This is a genomic window from Acidovorax sp. A1169, assembly GCF_030704685.1.
Lineage (GTDB): Bacteria > Pseudomonadota > Gammaproteobacteria > Burkholderiales > Burkholderiaceae_C > Acidovorax.
In genome coordinates, this window is sequence record NZ_JAUZDX010000006.1 from 101,157 (window position 1) to 121,798 (window position 20,642).

Sequence of the window (20,642 nt, forward strand, 5' to 3'; positions counted from 1 at the left end):
GCGCTCAGGAGTCTTTTTGTCCAGCAGGCGTGACGCTGCTCAGGCTGGGCGGCACGTCCTGCCCAGCCTGGCGGGCCCGGAAGAGGGCTGCACGCATCAGGAAGATCGAGGTCACCGGCACGGTGACCGCCACGAAGCCGGCGATCAGCAGGGCATGCAGTGCCAGGCTGCCGTCCGCGACCGAGAAGTAGACCACCGTGGCATGCATGATGCACCAGCAGCCCATGGTGGCGGCGATGGAGGGCGCATGCATGCGCTCGAAGAAGGTCGGCAGGCGCAGCAGGCCGGTGGCGCCGAGCAGGGCCATGCCCGCGCCCAGCAGCACCAGCGCAGCCACCACGACCTCCAGCCACAGGGGCAGGGCGGCGGTGTTGGTCATTCGATCACCTCGCCGCGCAGCAGGAACTTGGCCATGGCCATGGACCCGACGAAGCTGAACAGTGCCAGCAGCAGTGCCGCCTCGAAGTAGTTCTTGCTGCCGTACAAGAGACCCAGCACCAGCATGGCAAGCATGCCGTTGAGGTACATGCAGTCCAGCGCCAGCACCCGGTCCTGCGCCGAGGGGCCCTTAAGCAGGCGGGCCAGCGCACAGCCCATGGCCAGCACCAGCATGAAGAGGGCGGCGGGCAGGGCCCAGTCGAGTATCGGGGTCATGATTCAAAGATCTCCATCAGGGGGCGCTCGTAGCGCTGCTTGATCTGCGCGGCAACGGCCTGGGCGTCGTCCACCTCCAGCACGTGCAGCATCAGCATGCTGCGGTCCACCGAGAGTTCGGCCCAGGCCGTACCCGGGGCGATGCTGACGATGACGGCCAGCACCGCCAGGGCATTCGCGTCGCGCAGCTCCAGCGGGATCTGCACGAAGCCCGAGGGGTGGCGCCTGCGGCCGGGCGACAGCAGCAGCCGAGAGACGGCGATGTTCGATTGCACGGTGTCGGCCATGACGGTCAGCGCCAGGCGCAGCACCGCTCCCGGCGCGCGGATGCGCACGGGCACAGGGCGCAGCCCTGCCGTGAGCAGTGGAATGGCGAGAGCGAGGAGACCGCCCAGCACGATGTGGCCAGCGCTGACCGAGCGGTTGAGCAGCAGCCACAGGGCGAGCAGCGCCAGCGACAGCACAGGGGCGGGGAGGATGCGCTTGATCATCACTGCGGCCTTCCGTTGGCGCCCGGTGCCGTGCCGGGCGGGTTGGGGATGGGCCTGGCGGACATCACGGCCTGCACATAGGTGCTGGGCGCGTGCAGGGCATCGGCCGTGGCCTGGGTGTAGCGCATCACCGCGCCCGCCTGCCAGGTCAGCAGCGCGCAGCCGGTGAGCAGCAGGGCAATGGGCAGGCCTTCGAGCACCAGCAGCTTGGGCGACGCACGCCCGTGCGATGCCCAGAAATGCCGTATGCCGGCACGGGTGAGTGCGATCAGCGCCAGCAGGCCCGTGCCCACCATCAGTGCCAGCAGCGCCCAGCCCGCAGACCCGAGCACGAGCCCGCCCGATGGCCCCAGGCCCAGCGGGTTGAGCAGGGCATGGATCATTGCGAACTTGCCCACGAAGCCGGGCAGCGGCGGCAGCCCGGCGATCACCAGGGTGCAGGCCATGAAGGCCAGGCCCAGGAAAGCCACGGCGGCGGGAATGACCTGGCCGATCAGCACCTCCTCCTTGTCGTCCAGGTTCAGGCCCTGCGCGGGCACCAGGTCGGGGGTTAAGAAGGGGGCGTCGTCCGTCTGCTCGTAGGGCGCGAGGTTGGAGCCATCGTTGCGCCAGCGGTCGATCAAATCGGTCAGCAAGAAGAGGGCGCTCACGGCCAGCGTGGAGCCCAGCAGGTAGTACAGCAGCCCGGCCGTGAGCAGGGTCTGCCCGAAGCCCAGCGCCGCCAGCAGCGTGCCCGACGAGAGGATGGCCGCGTAGCCCGCAAGGTGCCCCAGGCGCTGCGAGCCCAGCATGCCGATGGCGCCAAAGGCCATGGTCACCAGGCCCGCGCCGATGATCCACTGGCTGCCGAACTGGGCCGAGTCGCCCGCATCGCTGCTGAACATCAGCGTCCACAGCCTGAGGATGCTGTACACGCCCACCTTGGTCATGAGCGCGAACAGCGCGCCCACCGGCGCGGTGGCCGCGCTGTAGGCCGGCACCAGCCAGAAGTTGAGCGGCCACACGGCTGCCTTGATGAGAAAGGCCACGGCCAGGATGCCGGCCGCTGCATGCAGCAGCCCCCGGTCGGACGGGTCGATGCCCGCGATGCCACGCGCCAGGTCGGCCATGTTCAGCGTGCCGGTGATGCCGTAGAGCATGGACACGCCGATCAGGAACAGCGATGACGCCGCGAGGTTGATCGCGATGTAGTGCAGCCCGGCCGACACGCGTGGACGGCCCGACCCGTGCAGCAGCAGCCCGTAGGAGGCCGCCAGCATGATCTCGAAGAACACGAACAGGTTGAACAGGTCGGCCGTGAGGAAGGCACCCGCCAGCCCCATGAGCTGGAACTGGAACAGCGGGTGGAAGTGCACCCCCGCCTTGTGCCAGCGTGCGACCGAGAACAGCACCGTGGCCAGCGCCACCGTGCTGGCCAGCACCAGCATCATGGCCGACAGGCGGTCGAGCGCCAGCACGATGCCGAAGGGCGCCGGCCAGTTGCCGGGCAGGTAGACCCCCAGGCTGGTCTGCACGCCAGGCTGCTTGGCCTGCACCAGCAGCAGCACGGCGATGACGAGGCCGAGGAGCGTGGAGCCCACGTTCATGACCACCTTGGTGCGCTGGCGCTCCTCGCGCAGCAGCAGCATGAGCCCGGCCGTGAGCAGCGGCAGCGCAATCGGCGCCAGGATCAGGTGCGGCATCAGCAGCGCCGTGACGTGTGCGGTCAGCTCGCCCATCATGGCATCTCCTGCGCGTCTTTGGCGCTGGTGCCGTCCACATGGTCGGTGCCCGACATGCCGCGCGATGCCAGCAGCACCACCAGGAACAGCGCCGTCATGGCAAAGCCGATCACGATGGCTGTGAGCGTGAGCGCCTGGGGCATGGGGTCGGCGTAGTGCGCCAGGTCCTGCGGCAGGCCGGCCCGCAGGACCGGCTCCTTGTTGATGGCAAGGCCCAGGCGGCCCATGCTGAAGATGAACAGGTTCACGGCGTACGACAGCAGCGCCAGCCCCATGATGATCTGGAAGGTGCGCGGGCGCAGCAGCAGCCATACGCCCGAACCGGTGAGCACGCCAATGGCCAGGGCCAGAATCAGTTCCATCAGTGGGCTCCTTGGGCGTTGTCGTGGGGGGCGCTGGCGACCGATGCGGCAGCCATGGCGGCGGCCTGTTCCTCCTGCGCTTCCTCGGCAGCGCGGGCGTTGTAGCGGTGGCTGCGCACCGACTGGTGGGCAATGGCCGTGAGGATCAGCAAGGTGGAGCCCACCACCAGCGTGAACACGCCGATGTCGAAGAACAGGGCGCTGGCCACATGCACCTCGCCCACCACCGGGAGGTGCAGGTGTGCCGTGTGGCTGGTGAGGAAGGGGTAGCCCCAGAACAGCGCACCCAGGCCCGTGGCCAGGGCGACAAGCAGGCCCGCGCCGATCCAGCGGCGCGGGTACAGCGGCAAGTGGTCTTCCACCCACGACGTGCCCGACACCATGTACTGAAGCAGCAGTGCCACCGAGAAGACGAGCCCGGCCACGAAGCCGCCGCCGGGCTCGTTGTGCCCGCGCATGAAGAGGTACACCGCCACCAGGGTCGCAAAAGGCAGCAGCAGGCGCACCAGCACGGCGGGCACCATGAGGTAGCCTACGGCGGTGTCCATGGTCTGGCGCGGATTGGCCAGGTCGGTGGCCACGTCGGCCGGCACGGCACGCTGCTGGGGCGGCAGGTCCATCACCTCGCGCGCCGGGCGAAAGCGCCGCAGCAGCGCATACACCGTGAGGGCCACGATGCCCAGCACCACGATCTCGCCGAAGGTGTCGAAGCCGCGGAAATCGACCAGCATCACGTTGACCACGTTGGTGCCACCGCCGTCGGTGAGCGCACGCTCCAGGAAGAAGGTGGAGGTGCTCTCGGGGAAGGGCCGGCTCATCATGGCGAACGACAGCAGCGCCATGCCGCCGCCGGTGAGCAGGGCCAGGGTCATGTCGCGGTAGCGGCGCAGCTGCGTGCGGCGCTCCTGGGCCAGCGTGGGCACCCGCAGGCTCTCGTCGCGCCGGGGCAGCCAGCGCAGGCCCAGCAGGATGAGGATGGTGGTCACCACCTCCACCACGATCTGCGTGAGCGCCAGATCGGGTGCCGAGAACCACAGGAAGGTCAGGCAGGTGCACAGCCCCGCGCCGCCCAGCAAGGTCAGTGCCGCCAGCCGGTGGTACTTGGCCTGCCAGGCCGCAGCCACGGCACACATGGAGCCCAGGAACCACAGCACCGCGAACGCGGGCGAGAGGGGCAACTGCTCGCGCGCACCGATGGGCAGGCCGCGTGCCCACAGCGGCAGCGTGCCTGCCACCAGGGCTGCGGCCACCAGCCACAGCATCTGCCACTGCAGGCGCTCGGTGCCCAGCAGGCGCCGGCCGTTGCGCCCAGCCAGTGAAAGCCGCGCCAGGGTGCCGTCAAACAACTGCTGACCGCTGATGTGGCGCATGAGCGGCGGTGCATCGAGCGCGCCGCGAGCGCGCAGCCAGCGCAGCAGCAGGTACAGCGCAATACCGCCCGCCAGCGCCACCAGGCTCATCACGAACGGGGTGTTGAAGCCGTGCCAGACCGCCAGGCTGTATGTGGGCAGCTCGCCCCCCACCACGGGCCGCGCAGCGGCCTGCAGCACGGCGCCCACGGACCAGGCCGGCAAAGTGCCCACCACCAGGCAGGCCAGCACCAGCAACTCGACCGGCACGCGCATCCAGTGCGGGGGCTCGTGCGGGGTGCGGGGCAGGTCGGTGGCGGGCGGGCCCCAGAACACATCGACCGTGAAGCGCAGCGAGTAGGCCACGCTGAAGATGCCGGCCACGGTGGCGGCTACGGGCAGCAGCATTTCGAGCCAGGGCGTGGTGTTCACGAACACCGTTTCGGCAAAGAACATCTCCTTGGACAGGAAGCCGTTGAGCAGGGGCACGCCCGCCATGGCGGCACTGGCTACCATGGCCAGCGTGCCGGTGATGGGCATCATGCGCACCAGGCCCGACAGGCGGCGGATGTCGCGCGTGCCGCTTTCATGGTCGACGATGCCGGCCGCCATGAACAGCGAGGCCTTGAAGGTCGCGTGGTTCATGATGTGGAACACCGCCGCCACGGCGGCCAGCGGGCTGTTCAGGCCCAAGAGCAGCGTGATGAGCCCCAGGTGCGAGATGGTGGAATAGGCCAACAGCCCCTTGAGGTCGTTCTGGAACATGGCCGCATAGCCGCCCACCAGCAGCGTGCACAGGCCCGCGCCACCCACCAGCCAGAACCACTGCTCGGTGCCCGCCAATGCAGGCCAGAGGCGTGCCAGCAGGAACACGCCGGCCTTGACCATGGTGGCCGAATGCAGATAGGCCGACACCGGCGTGGGCGCCGCCATGGCGTTCGGCAGCCAGAAGTGGAAAGGGAACTGCGCGCTCTTGGTGAAGGCGCCCAGCAGGACCAGCACCAGCGCCGTGAGGTACAGCGGGTGCGCCTTGATCAGCGCGCCTGCGGCCAGCACGTGGTCCAGGTCGTAGCTGCCCACGATGTGGCCCAGCACCAGCATGCCGGCCAGCATGCACAGCCCGCCGGTGCCCGTGACGGTGAGCGCCATGCGCGCCCCGCGCCGCGCATCCTTGCGGTGGTGCCAATAGCCGATCAGGAGGAAGGAGAACAGGCTGGTCAGCTCCCAGAACAGCGCGATCTGGATGATGTTGCCCGAGAGCACCACGCCCACCATGGCGCCCATGAAGGCCAGAAAGAACGAGAAGAAGCGCGGCACCGGATCGGCCGCCGACATGTAGTAGCGTGCATACAGCACCACCAGCGACCCCACCCCCAGCACCAGCATGCAGAACATCCAGGCAAAGCCGTCGAGCCGTATCACCAGGTTCAGGCCCAGCGCCGGCAGCCAGCTGATCTCCTGGCGCAGCACCTCGCCGCCCGCGATCTGGGGGAAGTACAGCGCGGCCTGCACCGTGCAGAACAGGGCGATGAGCCCGGCCAGGGTGGACTCGGTGTTGCGGGCGTTGGCGGGCAGGATAGCCGCCAGAAGACTGCCGATGAAGGGGAGAAGGATGAGGGTGATCAGGGACATGCCCGAACGATTTTAGGGTGTGCCTCGAAAGTCCCTTTGTGAGGTCCGGAGAGGCTGCGCCTGCAGGGCACGGGCTGCGCCCATGAAAAAGCCCGCCGAAGCGGGCTGGTGGGCATGCGGGTGGGCCCGGGGCGCAGTCCGAGCCTTACTTCTTTGCGTCGCTGGCAGCTGCCTGGGGGGTGGACGCAGCGGTAGCAGGTGCGGCCGCTTTGTCCTTCTTCTTGCTGGCGGGCTTGTCATCGCCTTTGGCGGTCTTGCTCGCCTTGGTTTCTGCGTCTTTCTTCTTCTTGTCGGCCTTGGCCTGGGCTGCGGCGCTGAAGCGCTTGCCGTTGACGGTCAGGCCCTCGGCCGAGAACTTGGCCGCCGTCTTCTCGCCCACGCCGCCGACGCGGCCGATGAAGTCGTTCCAGTCCTTGAACTCGCTGGCCTTGCGCTCGTTGATGATCTTCTCGGACATGGCCGGGCCGATGCCCTTGATGCCGTCCAGTTCGGCCGCGCTGGCCTTGTTCACGTCCACGGCCGCAAATGCGGTGCCGGCAAACAGCAGGGCGATGATGAACAGGAATTTCTTGAACATGGATACGACTCCCTCGGTGTTGTGGTGCCGATCATCATATCGGTCGGCACCCGGGGATCAAGTCTCTTGTGCCACCGCTACAGTTCTTCCACGCGCCGAGCCGGGTAGCTGTCCCAGGTCTGGCAGCCCGGGCATTGCCAGAAGTGCTGGCGCGCCTCGAAGCCGCAGGCCGCGCAGCGGTAGCGGGTGAGGGGCTTGACGGCGTGGTCCAGCGCGCGCTGGACCTGCGGGTGGAAGGACTCGTGCTCCAGCTTCTCGCCCGCCAGCCACTTGGCGGCGGCCACCAGGGATTTCTCCTTGTCCAGGTGGTCCACATAGCGCTGGCGGGCGCCTTCGCCTGCACCCTGCGCCGTGTCAATGGCGACCAGGCTTTCCAGCACGTCGAGCGAGGGCGCGCTGTCGTAGTGCTCCTGCAGCAATGCCTGGGCTTCCGTGCTGCGCCCGGTGCTGGCTGCGGCCTCGACCATCAGCGGTGCGGCCAGGGGCAGGGCGGCAGGGTTGTGCTCGCCCAGCGCCTTCAGGGTGGCCAGCGCGGCGGCGGGCTGGCCCATGAGGTGCTGCAGGCGCGCCATGTCGATGCGCGCGCGTGCGGCGCCGGGGGCAGCGGCCACGGCCTGCTCCAGCAGGGCCAGGGCGCCGGCATGGTCGGCCTGGCCGCTGAGGGCCGCTGCCTGCTCGCACAGGTAATGCGCCTGGCGGGTGCTGAAGTCGCCCTGGTCGGCGTCGTGCATCTTGCGCGCAATGGTGGTGGCATGGGGCCAGTCGCGCGAGCGCTCGTAGATGGCCAGCAGCGCCAGCCGGGCCTGGGCCTCGAAGGGCGTGCCTTCCAGGCGGTTCAGCGCGTCTTCTGCACGATCGAGCAGGCCGGCCTTGAGGAAGTCGAGCGCCAGCGCATGCTGGGCACGTTCACGGTCGGTGCGGCCCAGGTCGCCGCGCGAGAGCAGGTGCTCGTGCACACGCACGGCCCGGTCGTACTCGCCGCGGCGGCGAAACAGGTTGCCGAGGGCAAAGTGCAGCTCCGAGGTGTCGGGGTCGTTCTGCACCGCCTCGATGAAGGCATCGATGGCCTGGTCCTGCTGCTCGTTGAGCAGGAAGTTCAGGCCCTTGAAGTAGGCCTTGGGTGCGCGCCGGTTCTCGGCACGCAGTTGGCGCAGGTCGAAGCGCGATGCCAGCCAGCCAAGCACGAAGGCCAACGGCAGGCCCAGCAAAATCCAGCTGAGGTCAAATTCCATGGATGGGCGGCATCTCGGCAGGTGCGGCTTCGGCGGGGACGGCGGCCTTGGCGGGTGGCGCCTGCTTGAGGGCCTGGCGCGCCGCGCTGCGGTGCTTCCACCAGCGCGGCACCATGCCCAGCACGCCCACGATGAGGCCGGCGGAGAAGGCCGTGAGCACGACCAGCACCAGCGGCGCGCGCCATTGCGTGCCGAAGAAGAAGTGCACGGTGGCGTCCTGCTGGTTGTTCAGCGCGAAAGCGAAGAGGGTAAAAAAAATGGCTGCCTTGAGCAGCCACAGGAGGTATTTCATGGGGCTCCCCGGTGGTGGGGAGATTCTACGGCGCCAAAATGGTGTGCACCCCCATGGGGAGCGTGTCATCTGGCAGCGCTGCGCCCGTCTGGTGCGTCAACCCGACGTGCCAGTGGCTTTCGCGGGTGCCTGCACCACGGGCGTGCTGTCTTCCATTTCCGCCGTGCGCTTGTCCACGGCTTCGCGCAGGGCCTTGCCCGGCTTGAAATGGGGCACGCGCTTTTCCGGGATCGCCACGGCTTCGCCGCTGCGTGGGTTGCGGCCCATGCGCGGTGGACGGTGGTTCACCGAGAAGCTGCCAAAACCCCGGATCTCGATGCGATGGCCGCGCACCAGCGCGTCGCCCACCGCGTCAAGAATGGTCTTGACGGCGTATTCGGCATCGCGGTGGGTGAGCTGGCCAAAGCGGGCGGCCAGTTCTTCAACAAGGTCAGAGCGGGTCATGGCGTCAATGTAGGGGTGAATGAGCAGCGGGCGCACTAGGCGCCCGCTGACTGACCTTCAAGGGGTCAGATTATCACTTGTCGGAGTTGTCCAGCTTGGCGCGCAGCAGGGCGCCCAGGCTGGTCGTACCGGCGCTTTCGCGGCTCGATTGCTGGCTCAGGTTGGCCATGGCGCCTTGCTCGTCGGCCATGTCCTTTTGCTTGATCGACAGCTGGATGTTGCGGGTCTTGCGATCCACATTGACCACCACGGCAGTGACTTCGTCGCCTTCCTTGAGCACGTTGCGGGCATCTTCCACGCGGTCGCGGGAGATTTCCGAAGCGCGCAGGTAGCCCACGATGTCTTCGCCGAGGTCGATTTCAGCGCCACGGGCGTCCACGGTCTTGACCTTGCCGGTCACCGTCTGGCCCTTGTCGTTCACGGTCACGAACGTGGTGAACGGGTCGCCGTCGAGCTGCTTGATGCCCAGCGAGATGCGTTCGCGGTCCACGTCCACGGCCAGCACGATGGCTTCCACTTCCTGGCCCTTCTTGTAGTTGCGAACGGCGGCTTCGCCGGGTTCGTTCCACGAGAGGTCGGACAGGTGAACCAGGCCGTCGATGCCGGCAGCCAGACCCACGAACACGCCGAAGTCGGTGATCGACTTGATCGGACCCTTGACGCGGTCACCGCGCTTCGTGTCCTGTGCGAATTCTTGCCATGGGTTGGCCTTGCACTGCTTCATGCCCAGGCTGATGCGGCGCTTGTCTTCGTCGATTTCCAGAACCATGACTTCGACTTCGTCGCCCAGCGAAACCAGCTTGGCGGGAGCGATGTTCTTGTTGGTCCAGTCCATTTCGGAGACGTGCACCAGGCCTTCGATGCCCGGCTCGAGTTCGACGAACGCGCCGTAGTCGGCAATGTTCGTGATCTTGCCGAACAGGCGCGTGCTCTGGGGGTAGCGGCGGTTCACGCCCATCCATGGGTCGTCGCCCATTTGCTTCAGACCCAGCGAGACACGGTTCTTTTCGGTGTCGAACTTGAGGATCTTGGCGGTGATTTCCTGGCCAGCCGTCACCACTTCCGATGGGTGACGCACGCGGCGCCATGCCATGTCGGTGATGTGCAGCAGGCCGTCGATGCCGCCCAGGTCCACGAACGCACCGTATTCGGTGATGTTCTTGACCACGCCTTGAACGATGGAGCCTTCCTTCAAGGTTTCCATCAGCTTGGCGCGCTCTTCGCCCATGGAAGCTTCCACCACGGCGCGGCGGCTCAGCACCACGTTGTTGCGCTTGCGGTCGAGCTTGATGACCTTGAATTCCAGGGTCTTGTTCTCGTAGGGCGTCAGGTCCTTGATAGGACGCGTGTCGATCAGCGAACCGGGCAGGAATGCGCGGATGCCGTTGACCAGAACGGTCAGGCCGCCCTTGACCTTGCCGCTGGTGGTGCCGGTGACGAATTCGCCGGATTCCAGGGCCTTTTCCAGGCTCATCCACGAAGCCAGGCGCTTGGCGGTGTCGCGCGACAGGATGGTGTCGCCGTAGCCGTTTTCGATGGAGCCAATGGCCACCGACACGAAGTCACCCACTTGGACTTCGACTTCGCCCTTGTCGTTCTTGAATTCTTCCAGCGGCACGTAGGCTTCGGACTTGAGGCCGGCGTTGACCACGACGAAGTTGTGTTCCACGCGCACGACTTCGGCGGTGATCACTTCGCCTGGGCGCATTTCGGTACGCTGCAGGGATTCTTCAAAAAGGGCGGCAAAAGATTCTGACATGTGTTTCCTTGCCACAAACAGGATTCCGGGAGCACCATTGCTTCCGTTTTTATAGCTGCTTGCGGTGGTTTTTTGCGGCAAAGCCGCGGTTAGGTGGTGGTTGATCCACAGGGCCCGTGCGCTGGTGAGCGAGCGGTGCCATTGGGGCCGTGCAGGGCTTGCGCCCTGGCTTGCAGCGCCTTGCGGCCCTGCCAGTCAGCCCTGCGCGGCCGGGGCTGCGAAAGGCTGCCGCTCCTGCCACCAGACAAGCACCTGATCGACGGCTTCATCAATCGTCAATTCGGAGTTGTCCAGTACCAGGGCGTCCTGCGCGGGCTTCAAGGGGGCGACGCTGCGGGAGCTGTCCCGCGCATCGCGCGCCTCTAGGTCTGCACGAAGGTCGGCTATGTTAGCCGAAAATCCCTTTGAAATCAACTGCTTATATCGGCGCTCCGCGCGGCAGGCGGCGCTGGCCGTCAGATACACCTTGAGCGGGGCTTCGGGGAAGATCACCGTGCCCATGTCGCGGCCGTCCGCCACCAGGCCTGGCAGACGCCGAAAGCTGTGCTGCAGGTCCACCAGGGCCTCGCGCACGGCGGGCAGGGACGATACGCGCGAGGCGTTCATGCCCGCCTCTTCGGTGCGGATATCGTCGGTGACGTCGTCCTGGCCCAGCAACACGCGCCCACCCTCGAAGTGCACGGGCAGGGTCTTGGCCATGTCGGCAATGCGGGTTTCGTGTGCCGCGTCGATGGCCAGGCCCTGGCGGATGGCCGCCAGAGCCGTGATGCGGTACATGGCGCCCGAGTCGAGGAAGCGGTAGCCCAGGCGCTGGGCCACGGCCGCCGCCACAGTGCCCTTGCCCGAGGCGGTGGGGCCGTCGATGCAGATCACCGGGGTGCGCTCGGTGGCCGCATGCGCCACCGAAAACAGTGCCTCGAAATAGTCCGGGAAGGTCTTGGCCACGCACCTGGGGTCTTCGATGCGCACCGGCAACCTGGCAGGATTGAACGCCGCGAGCGAGAAGCACATGGCCACGCGGTGGTCATCGTAGGTGTGGATGCTGGCGGCCTTCCAGTCGGCCAACTGCGCGGGCGGGGTCACGCGGATGAAATCGGTGCCTTCCTCCACCGTGGCGCCGAGCTTGCGCAGCTCGGTCGCCATGGCGGCGATGCGGTCGGTTTCCTTCACGCGCCAACTGGCGATGTTGGTCAGCGTGGTGGTGCCCTCTGCGTACAGCGCCATCACCGCCAATGTCATGGCCGCGTCGGGAATGTGGTTGCAATCGAGGTCGATGGCCTTCAGGGGCCAGCCCTCGCCGGGCGCGCCGCGGCGGATGTGCAGCCAGTTGGCGCCGCCGGTGACCTGCGCGCCCATGGCGCGGGCCGCCTCCACGAAGCGGATGTCGCCCTGGATGGAGTCGAGCCCCACGCCATGGATGCGGATGCCTTCGGGCAGGCCTTCGTGCCCGGCGGCAATGGCGCCCAGCGCAATGAAGTAGCTGGCCGAGGAGGCGTCGGCCTCCACATGGATGTCGCCGGGCGAGCGGTACTGGCTGCCCGCAGCAATGGTGAAGCGCTGCCAGTCCTGGTGTGTGACCTCGATGCCGAAGCGGGCAAGCAGCTGCAGCGTGATGGCGATGTAGGGCTTGGAGATCAGCTCGCCCACCACGTCGATCACGATGTCCTGGTCGCGTGCTGCCAGGGGCAGCGCCATGAGCAGGGCCGTGAGGAACTGGCTGGACACGTCGCCGCGCACGCGGATGGGCGCGGCCAGCGCCAGGGCCGGCACACCCTGGCCGTGCGCAATGCGCAGCGGCGGGTAGCCATCATTACCCAGGTAGTCGATGCGGCAACCGAGCTGGCGCAGCGCATCGACCAGGTCGCCGATGGGGCGCTCGTGCATGCGCGGCACGCCCGACAGCTCGAACTCGCCGCCCAGCAGCGACAGCGCGGCGGTGAGCGGGCGCATGGCCGTGCCGGCATTGCCCATGAACAGCCTGGCCGGTGAGCGGGGTGTGGCGCCGCCCAGGCCGGTGATGCGCACGGTGCTGCCGTCCTCGTCCACCGTGCAGCCGATCTGGCGCAGGGCGTCGAGCATGACGCGCGTGTCGTCCGAGGCCAGCAGGTCGTGCACGGTGGTGGTGCCTGTGCTCAGTGCGGCCAGCAGCAGCACGCGGTTGGAGATGCTCTTGGAGCCGGGCAGGTGGACTTCGCCGCCCGCCGCGTCAAGGGCCGGCAGGTCGAGATAGGGTGTGCTGAACATCAGCGCCCCTTGCTCGTGCGCTGCGCGCCCATGCGCCAGTGCGCGCGGGTCTCGCTGGCCAGGGTGATCATGTCCTCGAGCGCCTGCGCGTCGCTCTTTTGCATGGCCTGCTCGATGTTCTGCAGGGTCTGCTGGAACAGGCGCGACTGGGCCAGCAATTCCTCGCGGTTGGCCAGCAGGATATCGCGCCAGACCTTGGGGTCGCTGGCGGCAATGCGCGTGAAATCGCGAAAGCCCGGACCTGCCAGCGACAGGAAGTCGTCGCCATCGTTCTGGCCGGTGATGCTGTTCATCATGGCAAAGGCCAGTAGGTGGGGCAGGTGGCTCACGGCGGCAAAGGCCGCGTCGTGCGATTCGGGCGACATGCTGCTCACGCGGCAGCCCAGCGCGGTCCACACGGTCTCGGCCTGGCTGAGCTGGGTGGTCAGCGTTTTCTCGGTGGGGGTCAGGATGACCTGGCGGCCGGTGTACAGCTCGGCATCGGCGTGCTCCACGCCCGCGACCTCGCGGCCCGTGATGGGGTGGGCGGGCACGAACGAGCCCACCTGGTCGCGCAGCGCGCGGCGTGCGGCCTGCACCACGTCGGCCTTGGTGGAGCCCACGTCCATGATCAGCATGTTGGGCGTGACCAGGTGCTTGATGGCCTTGAGCGTGGCTTCGGTGGCAGAGACGGGCACGGCCACCAGCACGATGTCGGCGCCGGCCACGGCCAGCAGGGCCGAGGGGGCCTCCACGTCGATCACGCCCATCTGGCGCGCACGGTCCGTGGTGGAGGGCGACTTGCTGTAGCCGACCACGCGCTTGACCAGGCCGGCCTTTTTCATCGCCAGGGCGAAGGAGCCGCCCATGAGGCCGCAGCCGATGAGTCCCAATTGTTCAAACATGGTGCGATTCCGGCATGTATCGGTGCGGGGCTGTTCCCCGCGAGAGCGCAGCCGTCCCCAGGGGGGCGGTGGCCAGGCATCGGGCGGTGCGCGCTGGCGTCATGGCGCGACCGGGTAGGTGCCCAGCACCTTGTAGAAGGCGCACAGGCTGCGCAGCTCTTCGAGCGCGCGCGCCAGGTGGGGCTGGGCGGGGTGGCCGTCCAGGTCGATGTAGAAGTAATACTCCCACTGGCCGGTGCGCGCAGGGCGCGATTCTAAGCGCGTCATGGACACGCCGTGGGTCTTGAGCGGCACCAGCAGGTCGTGCACGGCGCCGGGCCGGTTGGGCACCGAGACCACCAGGCTGGTGCAGTCCTTGCCCGAGGGCGGTGGGGTCTGCAGCGTGTGCGGCAGGCAGATGATGGCAAAGCGCGTGCGGTTGTAGGCATCGTCCTGGATGGCGTGCGAGACGATGTGCAGGCCGAACTGGGTGGCGGCGCGTTCGCTCGACAGCGCGGCCCAGGCAGGGTTGGTCGTGGCCAGCCGGGCGCCTTCGGCATTGCTCGACACCGGGCGGCGCTCGGCATGCGGCAGGTGCTTGGACAGCCAGGCCTGGCATTGCGCCAGGGCCTGCGGGTGGGCCAGCACCGCCTCGATGCCGTCCAGCGAATTGCTGGTGCGCAGCAGGTTGTGGCGCACCAGCAGGCTGACCTCGCCCACCACATGGGTGGGGGTGTGCAGGAACAGGTCGAGCGAGCGCGTGACCACGCCTTCGGTGGAGTTCTCCACGCCCACCACGCCGTACTGGGCGCTGCCTGCGGCCGTGGCGTGGAACACCTCGTCGAAGTTGGCGCAGTACATCAGGTCGGCGGCGCCGCCGAAGAACTCGATGGCCGCCTGCTCGCAGAAGGTGCCCTCGGGGCCGAGCACGGCCACGCGCTGGGGCGATTCGAGCGCCAGGCAGGCGGACATGATCTCGCGCCAGATGGCGGCCACGTGCGCGCCCTTGAGCGGGCCCGGGTTGGCGGTCTGGATCTTGTCGATGACCTGGGCCACGCGGTCGGGGCGAAAGAACGGCGTGCCCTCGCGCTTCTTGACCTCGCCGACCTGTTCGGCCACCAGGGCCCTCTGGTTGAGCAGCGTGAGCAATTGCTGGTCGATGGAGTCGATCTGCACGCGCAGGCTGGCGAGATCAGGGGAGGCTTGCGGTTGGGTCATGTAAGAGGCAACTTTTCGGGCTGGCGTCCGGATGAGAGGGAGGGGCAGGGGCTCAGGCGCGCTTTTGTTCAAATTCTCGCATGTAGTCCACCAGCGCCTGTACACCGGCCAATGGCATGGCGTTGTACACGCTGGCGCGCATGCCGCCCACGGACTTGTGGCCCTTGAGTTGCAGCAGGCCGCGCTCGCGCGCGCCGGCCAGGAAGGCATCGTTGCGCGACTCGTCGCGCAGGAAGAAGGGGATGTTCATGCGCGAACGGCAGTTGACGGCCACCTTGTTCACATAAAGCTGCGAGGCGTCGATGGCGTTGTAGAGCAACTCGGCCTTGGCGATGTTGCGCTGCTCCATCGCGGCCACACCGGTCAGCTCGCCCTCGCGCTGGCGCAGCAGCCACTGGAAGGTCAGGCCCGCCACGTAGATGCCCCAGGTGGGCGGAGTGTTGTACATGGACTCGTTGTCCGCCACAGTCTTGTAGTCGAAGGCGCTCGGGCAGGCGGGCAGGGCATGGCCCAGCAGGTCCTCGCGCACCACCACCAGGGTCAGGCCGGCAGGGCCCAGGTTCTTCTGCGCGCCGCCAAAGGCCAGGCCTACGCGCGACCAGTCCACGCTGCGCGAGGCCACGTGGGACGAGAAGTCTATGACCAGGGGGGCATCCGAGCCCAGGGCCTTGAGGTCGGGCAGTTCGTGGAACTCGATGCCGTTGATGGTCTCGTTGCTGCAGATGTGCAGGTAGCTGGCGCCCCGGCTCAGGCTCCAGGTGGCGGGGGCGGGCAGGGTTGTGAAGTCGCTGTCCTGGCTGCTGGCGGCGATGTTGACTTCGGAGGCGTACTTGCGCGCCTCCTTCTGCGACTTCTGGCTCCAACTGCCGGTGACCACGAAGTCCACCGCGGCGGCGCGCGAGAGGTTCAGCGGCACGATGGCGTTCTCGGCCAGGCCGCCGCCCTGCATGAACAGGATCTTGAAGTTCGCCGGCACGGCCAGCAGCGTGCGCAGGTCGGCCTCGGCCTGCTGGTAGATGGACAGAAACTCCTTGCCGCGGTGGCTCATCTCCATCACGCCCATGCCGCTGCCGTGCCAGTCCAGCATTTCGGAGGCGGCTTGCTGCAGCACTTCGGCGGGGATGGCGGCGGGGCCGGCGGAGAAGTTGTAGGGGCGGTTCATCTGAAAACGAAAAATAAGACTGTCGTTCGATGGGCCTGGCGGCTTGCTGCCCGCTGTGGCCCGCACTGCTGTCGCTTGCTGCCCGATGGGTAGGGCCTGCGGCACCCGGCGCCCCGGTGTGCCGCAGCCTGCAAACGGCCCCTCAGGACTCTGGAGTACCGTCGGCGCCTGGCGCGGCATCGCCTTCGGTTCCGGCGCCACCCTCATCCGAACCCTCTGGCTCGATCACGTTGGCGTCGTTCTCCACGATGCGTTGCAGGCCGCTCAGTTGCGAGCCTTCATCCATTGCGATCAGCGTCACGCCCTGCGTGGCACGGCCCAGTTCCCGGATCTCGGACACGCGGGTGCGCACCAGCACGCCCTTGTCGGTGATCAGCATGATCTCGTCGTCTGCATGCACCAGGGTGGCGGCCACGACCTTGCCGTTGCGCTCGCTCTGCTGGATGGCGATCATCCCCTTGGTGCCCCGGCCATGGCGCGTGTACTCGACGATGCTGGTGCGCTTGCCGTAGCCGTTCTCGGTGGCGGTGAGCACGCTTTGCGTTTCGTCCTCGGCCACCAGCATGGCGATCACGCTCTGGCCATCTTCCAGCGTCATGCCGCGCACGCCGCGGGCCTGGCGGCCCAGGGGGCGCACGTCGTTCTCGTCGAAGCGCACGGCCTTGCCGCCATCGCTGAACAGCATCACGTCGTGCTGGCCATCGGTGAGTGCGGCGCCGATCAGGTAGTCGCCGTCATCGAGGTTGACGGCAATGATGCCGCCCTTGCGCGGGTTGCTGAATTCGTCGAGCGCGGTCTTCTTCACGGTGCCCATGCTGGTCGACATGAACACGTAGCGGTCTGCCGGGAAGGTGCGCATATCACCCGTGAGCGCCAGCACCACGTTGATCTTCTCGCCCTCTTGCAGCGGGAACATGTTCACGATGGGGCGGCCGCGCGAGCCGCGCGAGCCTGCGGGCACTTCCCAGACCTTGAGCCAGTACAGCCGGCCGCGGTTGGAGAAGCACAGGATGTAGTCGTGCGTGTTGGCGATGAAGAGCTGGTCGATCCAGTCGTCTTCCTTCGTCGCCGTGGCCTGCTTGCCGCGCCCGCCGCGCTTTTGCGAGCGGTACTCGGACAAAGGCTGGCTCTTGATGTAGCCCGTGTGGCTGAGCGTCACCACCATGTCGGTGGGGGTGATCAGGTCCTCGGTGGAGAGGTCCTGCGCGCTGTACTCGACGATGCTGCGGCGTGCGCCCAGCTTGTTCTGGCCGAACTCCGTCTTGATGGAGGTGAGCTCTTCGCTGATGATGGTCGAGACGCGCTCGGGCTTGGCCAGGATGTCCAGCAGGTCTTCGATGACCGACATGACTTCCTTGTATTCGGCAACGATCTTGTCCTGCTCCAGGCCGGTGAGGCGCTGCAGGCGCATCTGCAGGATTTCCTGGGCCTGCGTTTCCGACAGGCGGTACAGGCCGTCCTGGCCCATGCCGAATTCCTTCTCCAGCGAGTCGGGGCGGTAGTCGTCGGCGCTGATCACGCCGCCGTCGGCACGCGTGCGGGTGAGCATCTCGCGCACCAGCTTGCTGTCCCAGGGGCGGGCCATCAGCTCGGCCTTGGCCACCGGCGGGGTGGGGGCGTTGCGGATGATGGCGATGAAGTCGTCGATGTTGGCCAGCGCCACGGCCAGGCCTTCGAGCACGTGGCCGCGGTCGCGCGCCTTGCGCAGCTCGAACACCGTGCGGCGGGTGACCACCTCGCGGCGGTGCTGCAAAAAGACGCTGATCAGGTCGCGCAGGTTGCACAGGCGGGGCTGGCCGTCGATCAGCGCCACCATGTTCATGCCGAAGGTGTCCTGCAACTGCGTCTGCTTGTACAGGTTGTTGAGCACCACCTCGGGCACTTCGCCACGCTTGAGCTCGATCACCAGGCGCATGCCCGACTTGTCGGACTCGTCCTGGATGTGGCTGATGCCCTCGATCTTCTTCTCGTGCACCAGCTCGGCCATGCGCTCCTGCAGCGTCTTCTTGTTGACCTGGTAGGGCAGCTCGTCGACGATGATCGCCTGGCGCTGGCCGCGGTCGATGTCCTCGAAGTGGCACTTGGCGCGCATCACCACCTTGCCGCGGCCGGTGCGGTAGCCATCCTTCACGCCGTTGATGCCGTAGATGATGCCGGCCGTGGGGAAGTCGGGTGCCGGGATGATCTCCATCAGATCATCGACCGTGGCATCGGGGTTGCGCAGCATGTGCAGGCAGCCGTCGACCACTTCGTTCAGGTTGTGCGGCGGGATGTTGGTGGCCATGCCCACCGCGATGCCCGACGAACCATTGACCAGCAGATTGGGCAGCTTGCTGGGCAGCACGATCGGCTCTGTCAGGCTGCCGTCGTAGTTCGGTCCGAAGTCGACAGTCTCCTTGTCGATGTCGGCCAGCATTTCGTGGGCAATCTTGTCCAGGCGAATTTCGGTGTACCGCATGGCTGCGGCGTTGTCGCCATCGACCGAACCGAAATTGCCCTGGCCATCGATCAACGGGTGGCGCAGGCTGAACGGCTGGGCCATGCGCACGATGGTGTCGTAGATGGCAGAGTCACCGTGCGGGTGGTACTTACCCATCGTCTCGCCAACCGCCTGGGCACTCTTGCGGTACTTGCTGTTGTAGTTGTTGCCCATCTCGTGCATGGCATACAGCACGCGCCGGTGTACGGGCTTCAGTCCATCGCGCGCATCGGGCAGGGCCCGGCCCACGATCACGCTCATCGCGTAGTCGAGGTAACTGCGCCGCATCTCCTCTTCGAGGCTGATGGGCAGGGTTTCTTTGGCAAACTGGGTCATAGGACGGCGGTGGCGGCGAAGGAGAATCATTTTAGAGGGGAAAGCGTGTCGCGCTCCCGCAACATATCGTCGCAATTACGGTTTTGTCCTACGGGCCCCAATGCGGTGCGGGCGCTTTTGCCTAGTTACGTATGGCACAATCGTTTGAACGCTTTGGGTGATGGTCACCTCAAGCGTCCTGATTCGCAGCGAGGCTGCGGCTTTTTCCCCAAGAGGAGAACCATGAAGAAACTGAACAAAGTGGCGATGTTGTTTGCCTCTGCAGCGCTCGCAACCGCCGCTGGCGCCCAAACCGTTGACAACTGGAGAGATGCTTCTGGCCAACTGGTCTGGAAGAACGGCACCAACGAATACTGCTGGCGCAATGCCAACTGGACGCCAGCCACCGCTGCTCCAGGCTGCGATGGCGCTATCGCCGCTCCAGCTTCCGCACCTGCTGCTGCTCCAGCACCTGGCGCTGCTCCAGCACCTGCCGCTGCTGCGCCTACGCCTGCTGCTCCCGCAGTCATGGCAAGCAAGGTGACCTACGCTGCCGACGCATTCTTCGACTTCGACAAGTCGGTGCTGAAGGCAGAAGGCAAGGCCAAGCTGGACGACCTGGTCTCCAAGGTCAAGGGCATCAACCTGGAAGTCATCATCGCCGTGGGTCACACCGACTCCGTGGGCTCCGATGCTTACAACCAGAAGCTGTCGGTCCGCCGTTCCGAAGCCGTCAAGGCTTACTTGGTGTCCAAGGGCATCGAAAAGAACCGCGTGTACACCGAAGGCAAGGGCGAAAAGCAACCAGTGGCTGACAACAAGACCGCTGAAGGCCGCGCCAAGAACCGCCGCGTGGAAATCGAAGTGGTTGGCACCCGCGCTCAGTAATCTTTCGATTGCTCTGCACAAAGAAGCCCCGGCAACGGGGCTTTTTTTCGTCTGGACCTTTTCGAATTTTGTACTAGTACAAAGTGCCCTGGGGTGAATCCATGGCACGTTGCACATATATATAGACGCGGTCCGAAAACTCTCTGGAGCCCGGCTTTAGGCGCGAAGTCATTGCGGCGGCCATCATCGTTGACAATGCACACCATGAGCGAAGAAACGACCACCATCCCCCTCAACGCCGACCCGGCCGAACTGGCCAAGTTTTCTGCACTGGCCCACCGCTGGTGGGACCCGGAGAGTGAATTCCGTCCGCTGCACCAGATCAACCCCTTGCGCCTGGACTGGATCCACGCCCTGTGCGGGCTGGGCGGCAAGCGCGTGCTCGATGTGGGCTGCGGCGGCGGCATCCTGGCCGACTCCATGGCCCGCAAGGGGGCCGATGTGACAGGCATCGACCTGGCCACCAAGGCCCTGCGCGTCGCCCAGTTGCATGCACTCGAAGCTGGCACCAAAGGGGTGCAGTACCGCGAGATCAGTGTGGAGGCGCTCGCCGCAGAGCAGCCCGCCAGCTTCGACGTGGTGACCTGCATGGAGATGCTTGAGCACGTACCCGACCCGGCGTCCGTCGTCAAGGCCTGCTCCGAACTCGTCAAGCCCGGCGGCTGGGTGTTCTTCTCCACCATTCATCGCAATGCCAAGGCCTTCATGCTGGCCATCGTGGGGGCCGAGTACGTGCTCAACATGCTGCCGCGCGGCACCCACGAATACGCCAAGATGATCCGCCCGAGCGAACTGGCATCGCATTGCCGTGCTGCGGGCCTGGACGTGCAGCAGACCCGCGGGCTGGAATACAACCCGCTCACCAAGCGTTACTGGCTCAGTGCCGACACCAGTGTGAACTACATGTTCGCAACACAGCGCCCCGCTTGATTCGACCTGACAACCCTTGCCTGTGACGAC

18 protein-coding genes are annotated in these 20,642 nt (G+C 66.5%); 2 read left to right on the plus strand and 16 right to left on the minus strand.

Annotated elements, in window-relative coordinates:
- Nucleotides 1–4: 4 nt before the first annotated feature.
- The 16 genes from QYL93_RS12310 to gyrA form a co-directional block, all read right to left on the minus strand.
- Nucleotides 5–379: a Na+/H+ antiporter subunit G gene (locus QYL93_RS12310; protein ID WP_305743897.1), complete on the minus strand. Its 375-nt coding sequence runs from the start codon at nucleotides 377–379 to the stop codon at nucleotides 5–7.
- Complete coding sequence (locus QYL93_RS12315; RefSeq protein ID WP_179681188.1) at nucleotides 376–654, minus strand: K+/H+ antiporter subunit F; 279 nt, start codon at nucleotides 652–654, stop codon at nucleotides 376–378. The genes QYL93_RS12310 and QYL93_RS12315 overlap by 4 nt, the downstream gene beginning before the upstream one ends.
- Nucleotides 651–1,145 (minus strand): Na+/H+ antiporter subunit E, encoded by a 495-nt coding sequence (locus tag QYL93_RS12320; protein ID WP_305743898.1) that lies wholly within the window; start codon nucleotides 1,143–1,145, stop codon nucleotides 651–653. Before QYL93_RS12320 ends, QYL93_RS12315 begins: the two co-directional genes overlap by 4 nt.
- Complete coding sequence (locus tag QYL93_RS12325) at nucleotides 1,145–2,863, minus strand: monovalent cation/H+ antiporter subunit D (protein ID WP_305743899.1); 1,719 nt, start codon at nucleotides 2,861–2,863, stop codon at nucleotides 1,145–1,147. Before QYL93_RS12325 ends, QYL93_RS12320 begins: the two co-directional genes overlap by 1 nt.
- Nucleotides 2,863–3,228: a Na+/H+ antiporter subunit C gene (locus QYL93_RS12330; RefSeq protein WP_305743900.1), complete on the minus strand. Its 366-nt coding sequence runs from the start codon at nucleotides 3,226–3,228 to the stop codon at nucleotides 2,863–2,865. Before QYL93_RS12330 ends, QYL93_RS12325 begins: the two co-directional genes overlap by 1 nt.
- Nucleotides 3,228–6,209: a monovalent cation/H+ antiporter subunit A gene (locus tag QYL93_RS12335; RefSeq protein WP_305743901.1), complete on the minus strand. Its 2,982-nt coding sequence runs from the start codon at nucleotides 6,207–6,209 to the stop codon at nucleotides 3,228–3,230. Before QYL93_RS12335 ends, QYL93_RS12330 begins: the two co-directional genes overlap by 1 nt.
- A 145-nt stretch (nucleotides 6,210–6,354) precedes the next feature.
- Entirely contained in the window at nucleotides 6,355–6,786 is a 432-nt protein-coding gene (locus tag QYL93_RS12340; protein ID WP_305743902.1) for a helix-hairpin-helix domain-containing protein, read from the minus strand.
- Between the two features lie 77 nt (nucleotides 6,787–6,863).
- On the minus strand, nucleotides 6,864–8,018 hold the full coding sequence (lapB, locus tag QYL93_RS12345; RefSeq protein ID WP_305743903.1) for a lipopolysaccharide assembly protein LapB: 1,155 nt from the start codon (nucleotides 8,016–8,018) through the stop codon (nucleotides 6,864–6,866).
- Entirely contained in the window at nucleotides 8,008–8,310 is a 303-nt protein-coding gene (locus tag QYL93_RS12350; RefSeq protein ID WP_305743904.1) for a lipopolysaccharide assembly LapA domain-containing protein, read from the minus strand. Before QYL93_RS12350 ends, lapB begins: the two co-directional genes overlap by 11 nt.
- A gap of 96 nt (nucleotides 8,311–8,406) precedes the next feature.
- A complete protein-coding gene (locus QYL93_RS12355; protein ID WP_179681180.1) occupies nucleotides 8,407–8,754 on the minus strand; it encodes an integration host factor subunit beta in 348 nt (115 codons plus the stop codon).
- A gap of 73 nt (nucleotides 8,755–8,827) precedes the next feature.
- A complete protein-coding gene (rpsA, locus tag QYL93_RS12360; RefSeq protein WP_057205905.1) occupies nucleotides 8,828–10,513 on the minus strand; it encodes a 30S ribosomal protein S1 in 1,686 nt (561 codons plus the stop codon).
- A gap of 195 nt (nucleotides 10,514–10,708) precedes the next feature.
- Nucleotides 10,709–12,757 carry a bifunctional 3-phosphoshikimate 1-carboxyvinyltransferase/cytidylate kinase gene (locus tag QYL93_RS12365; RefSeq protein ID WP_305743905.1) on the minus strand — a complete coding sequence of 683 codons (2,049 nt, stop codon included), beginning with the start codon at nucleotides 12,755–12,757 and terminating at the stop codon, nucleotides 10,709–10,711.
- Nucleotides 12,757–13,641, minus strand: coding sequence for a prephenate dehydrogenase (locus QYL93_RS12370; protein ID WP_305743906.1), 885 nt, complete (start codon nucleotides 13,639–13,641; stop codon nucleotides 12,757–12,759). Before QYL93_RS12370 ends, QYL93_RS12365 begins: the two co-directional genes overlap by 1 nt.
- 99 nt (nucleotides 13,642–13,740) lie before the next feature.
- Nucleotides 13,741–14,838 (minus strand): prephenate dehydratase, encoded by a 1,098-nt coding sequence (pheA, locus tag QYL93_RS12375; RefSeq protein WP_305743907.1) that lies wholly within the window; start codon nucleotides 14,836–14,838, stop codon nucleotides 13,741–13,743.
- Between the two features lie 52 nt (nucleotides 14,839–14,890).
- Entirely contained in the window at nucleotides 14,891–16,000 is a 1,110-nt protein-coding gene (gene serC, locus QYL93_RS12380) for a 3-phosphoserine/phosphohydroxythreonine transaminase (RefSeq protein WP_305743908.1), read from the minus strand.
- 142 nt (nucleotides 16,001–16,142) lie between these two features.
- Nucleotides 16,143–18,815 carry a DNA gyrase subunit A gene (gene gyrA / locus QYL93_RS12385; RefSeq protein WP_305743909.1) on the minus strand — a complete coding sequence of 891 codons (2,673 nt, stop codon included), beginning with the start codon at nucleotides 18,813–18,815 and terminating at the stop codon, nucleotides 16,143–16,145.
- A gap of 222 nt (nucleotides 18,816–19,037) precedes the next feature.
- Between gyrA and ompA the strand changes: the two genes are divergently transcribed.
- Entirely contained in the window at nucleotides 19,038–19,682 is a 645-nt protein-coding gene (gene ompA, locus QYL93_RS12390) for an outer membrane protein OmpA (RefSeq protein ID WP_305743910.1), read from the plus strand.
- A gap of 204 nt (nucleotides 19,683–19,886) precedes the next feature.
- Entirely contained in the window at nucleotides 19,887–20,612 is a 726-nt protein-coding gene (ubiG, locus tag QYL93_RS12395; protein ID WP_305743911.1) for a bifunctional 2-polyprenyl-6-hydroxyphenol methylase/3-demethylubiquinol 3-O-methyltransferase UbiG, read from the plus strand.
- The last annotated feature ends 30 nt before the right edge of the window (nucleotides 20,613–20,642 follow it).

Bases quoted from the DNA above. Each gene is read 5' to 3' on its own strand.
- QYL93_RS12335 (WP_305743901.1), bottom strand. From the start codon at position 6,209: ATGTCCCTGATCACCCTCATCCTTCTCCCCTTCATCGGCAGTCTTCTG.
- QYL93_RS12310 (WP_305743897.1), bottom strand. From the start codon at position 379: ATGACCAACACCGCCGCCCTGCCCCTGTGGCTGGAGGTCGTGGTGGCT.
- QYL93_RS12355 (WP_179681180.1), bottom strand. From the start codon at position 8,754: ATGACCCGCTCTGACCTTGTTGAAGAACTGGCCGCCCGCTTTGGCCAG.
- QYL93_RS12325 (WP_305743899.1), bottom strand. From the start codon at position 2,863: ATGGGCGAGCTGACCGCACACGTCACGGCGCTGCTGATGCCGCACCTG.
- gyrA (WP_305743909.1), bottom strand. From the start codon at position 18,815: ATGACCCAGTTTGCCAAAGAAACCCTGCCCATCAGCCTCGAAGAGGAG.
- ompA (WP_305743910.1), top strand. From the start codon at position 19,038: ATGAAGAAACTGAACAAAGTGGCGATGTTGTTTGCCTCTGCAGCGCTC.
- QYL93_RS12370 (WP_305743906.1), bottom strand. From the start codon at position 13,641: ATGTTTGAACAATTGGGACTCATCGGCTGCGGCCTCATGGGCGGCTCC.
- QYL93_RS12350 (WP_305743904.1), bottom strand. From the start codon at position 8,310: ATGAAATACCTCCTGTGGCTGCTCAAGGCAGCCATTTTTTTTACCCTC.
- QYL93_RS12315 (WP_179681188.1), bottom strand. From the start codon at position 654: ATGACCCCGATACTCGACTGGGCCCTGCCCGCCGCCCTCTTCATGCTG.
- ubiG (WP_305743911.1), top strand. From the start codon at position 19,887: ATGAGCGAAGAAACGACCACCATCCCCCTCAACGCCGACCCGGCCGAA.
- QYL93_RS12320 (WP_305743898.1), bottom strand. From the start codon at position 1,145: ATGATCAAGCGCATCCTCCCCGCCCCTGTGCTGTCGCTGGCGCTGCTC.
- QYL93_RS12340 (WP_305743902.1), bottom strand. From the start codon at position 6,786: ATGTTCAAGAAATTCCTGTTCATCATCGCCCTGCTGTTTGCCGGCACC.
- QYL93_RS12365 (WP_305743905.1), bottom strand. From the start codon at position 12,757: ATGTTCAGCACACCCTATCTCGACCTGCCGGCCCTTGACGCGGCGGGC.
- pheA (WP_305743907.1), bottom strand. From the start codon at position 14,838: ATGACCCAACCGCAAGCCTCCCCTGATCTCGCCAGCCTGCGCGTGCAG.
- QYL93_RS12330 (WP_305743900.1), bottom strand. From the start codon at position 3,228: ATGGAACTGATTCTGGCCCTGGCCATTGGCGTGCTCACCGGTTCGGGC.
- lapB (WP_305743903.1), bottom strand. From the start codon at position 8,018: ATGGAATTTGACCTCAGCTGGATTTTGCTGGGCCTGCCGTTGGCCTTC.
- rpsA (WP_057205905.1), bottom strand. From the start codon at position 10,513: ATGTCAGAATCTTTTGCCGCCCTTTTTGAAGAATCCCTGCAGCGTACC.
- serC (WP_305743908.1), bottom strand. From the start codon at position 16,000: ATGAACCGCCCCTACAACTTCTCCGCCGGCCCCGCCGCCATCCCCGCC.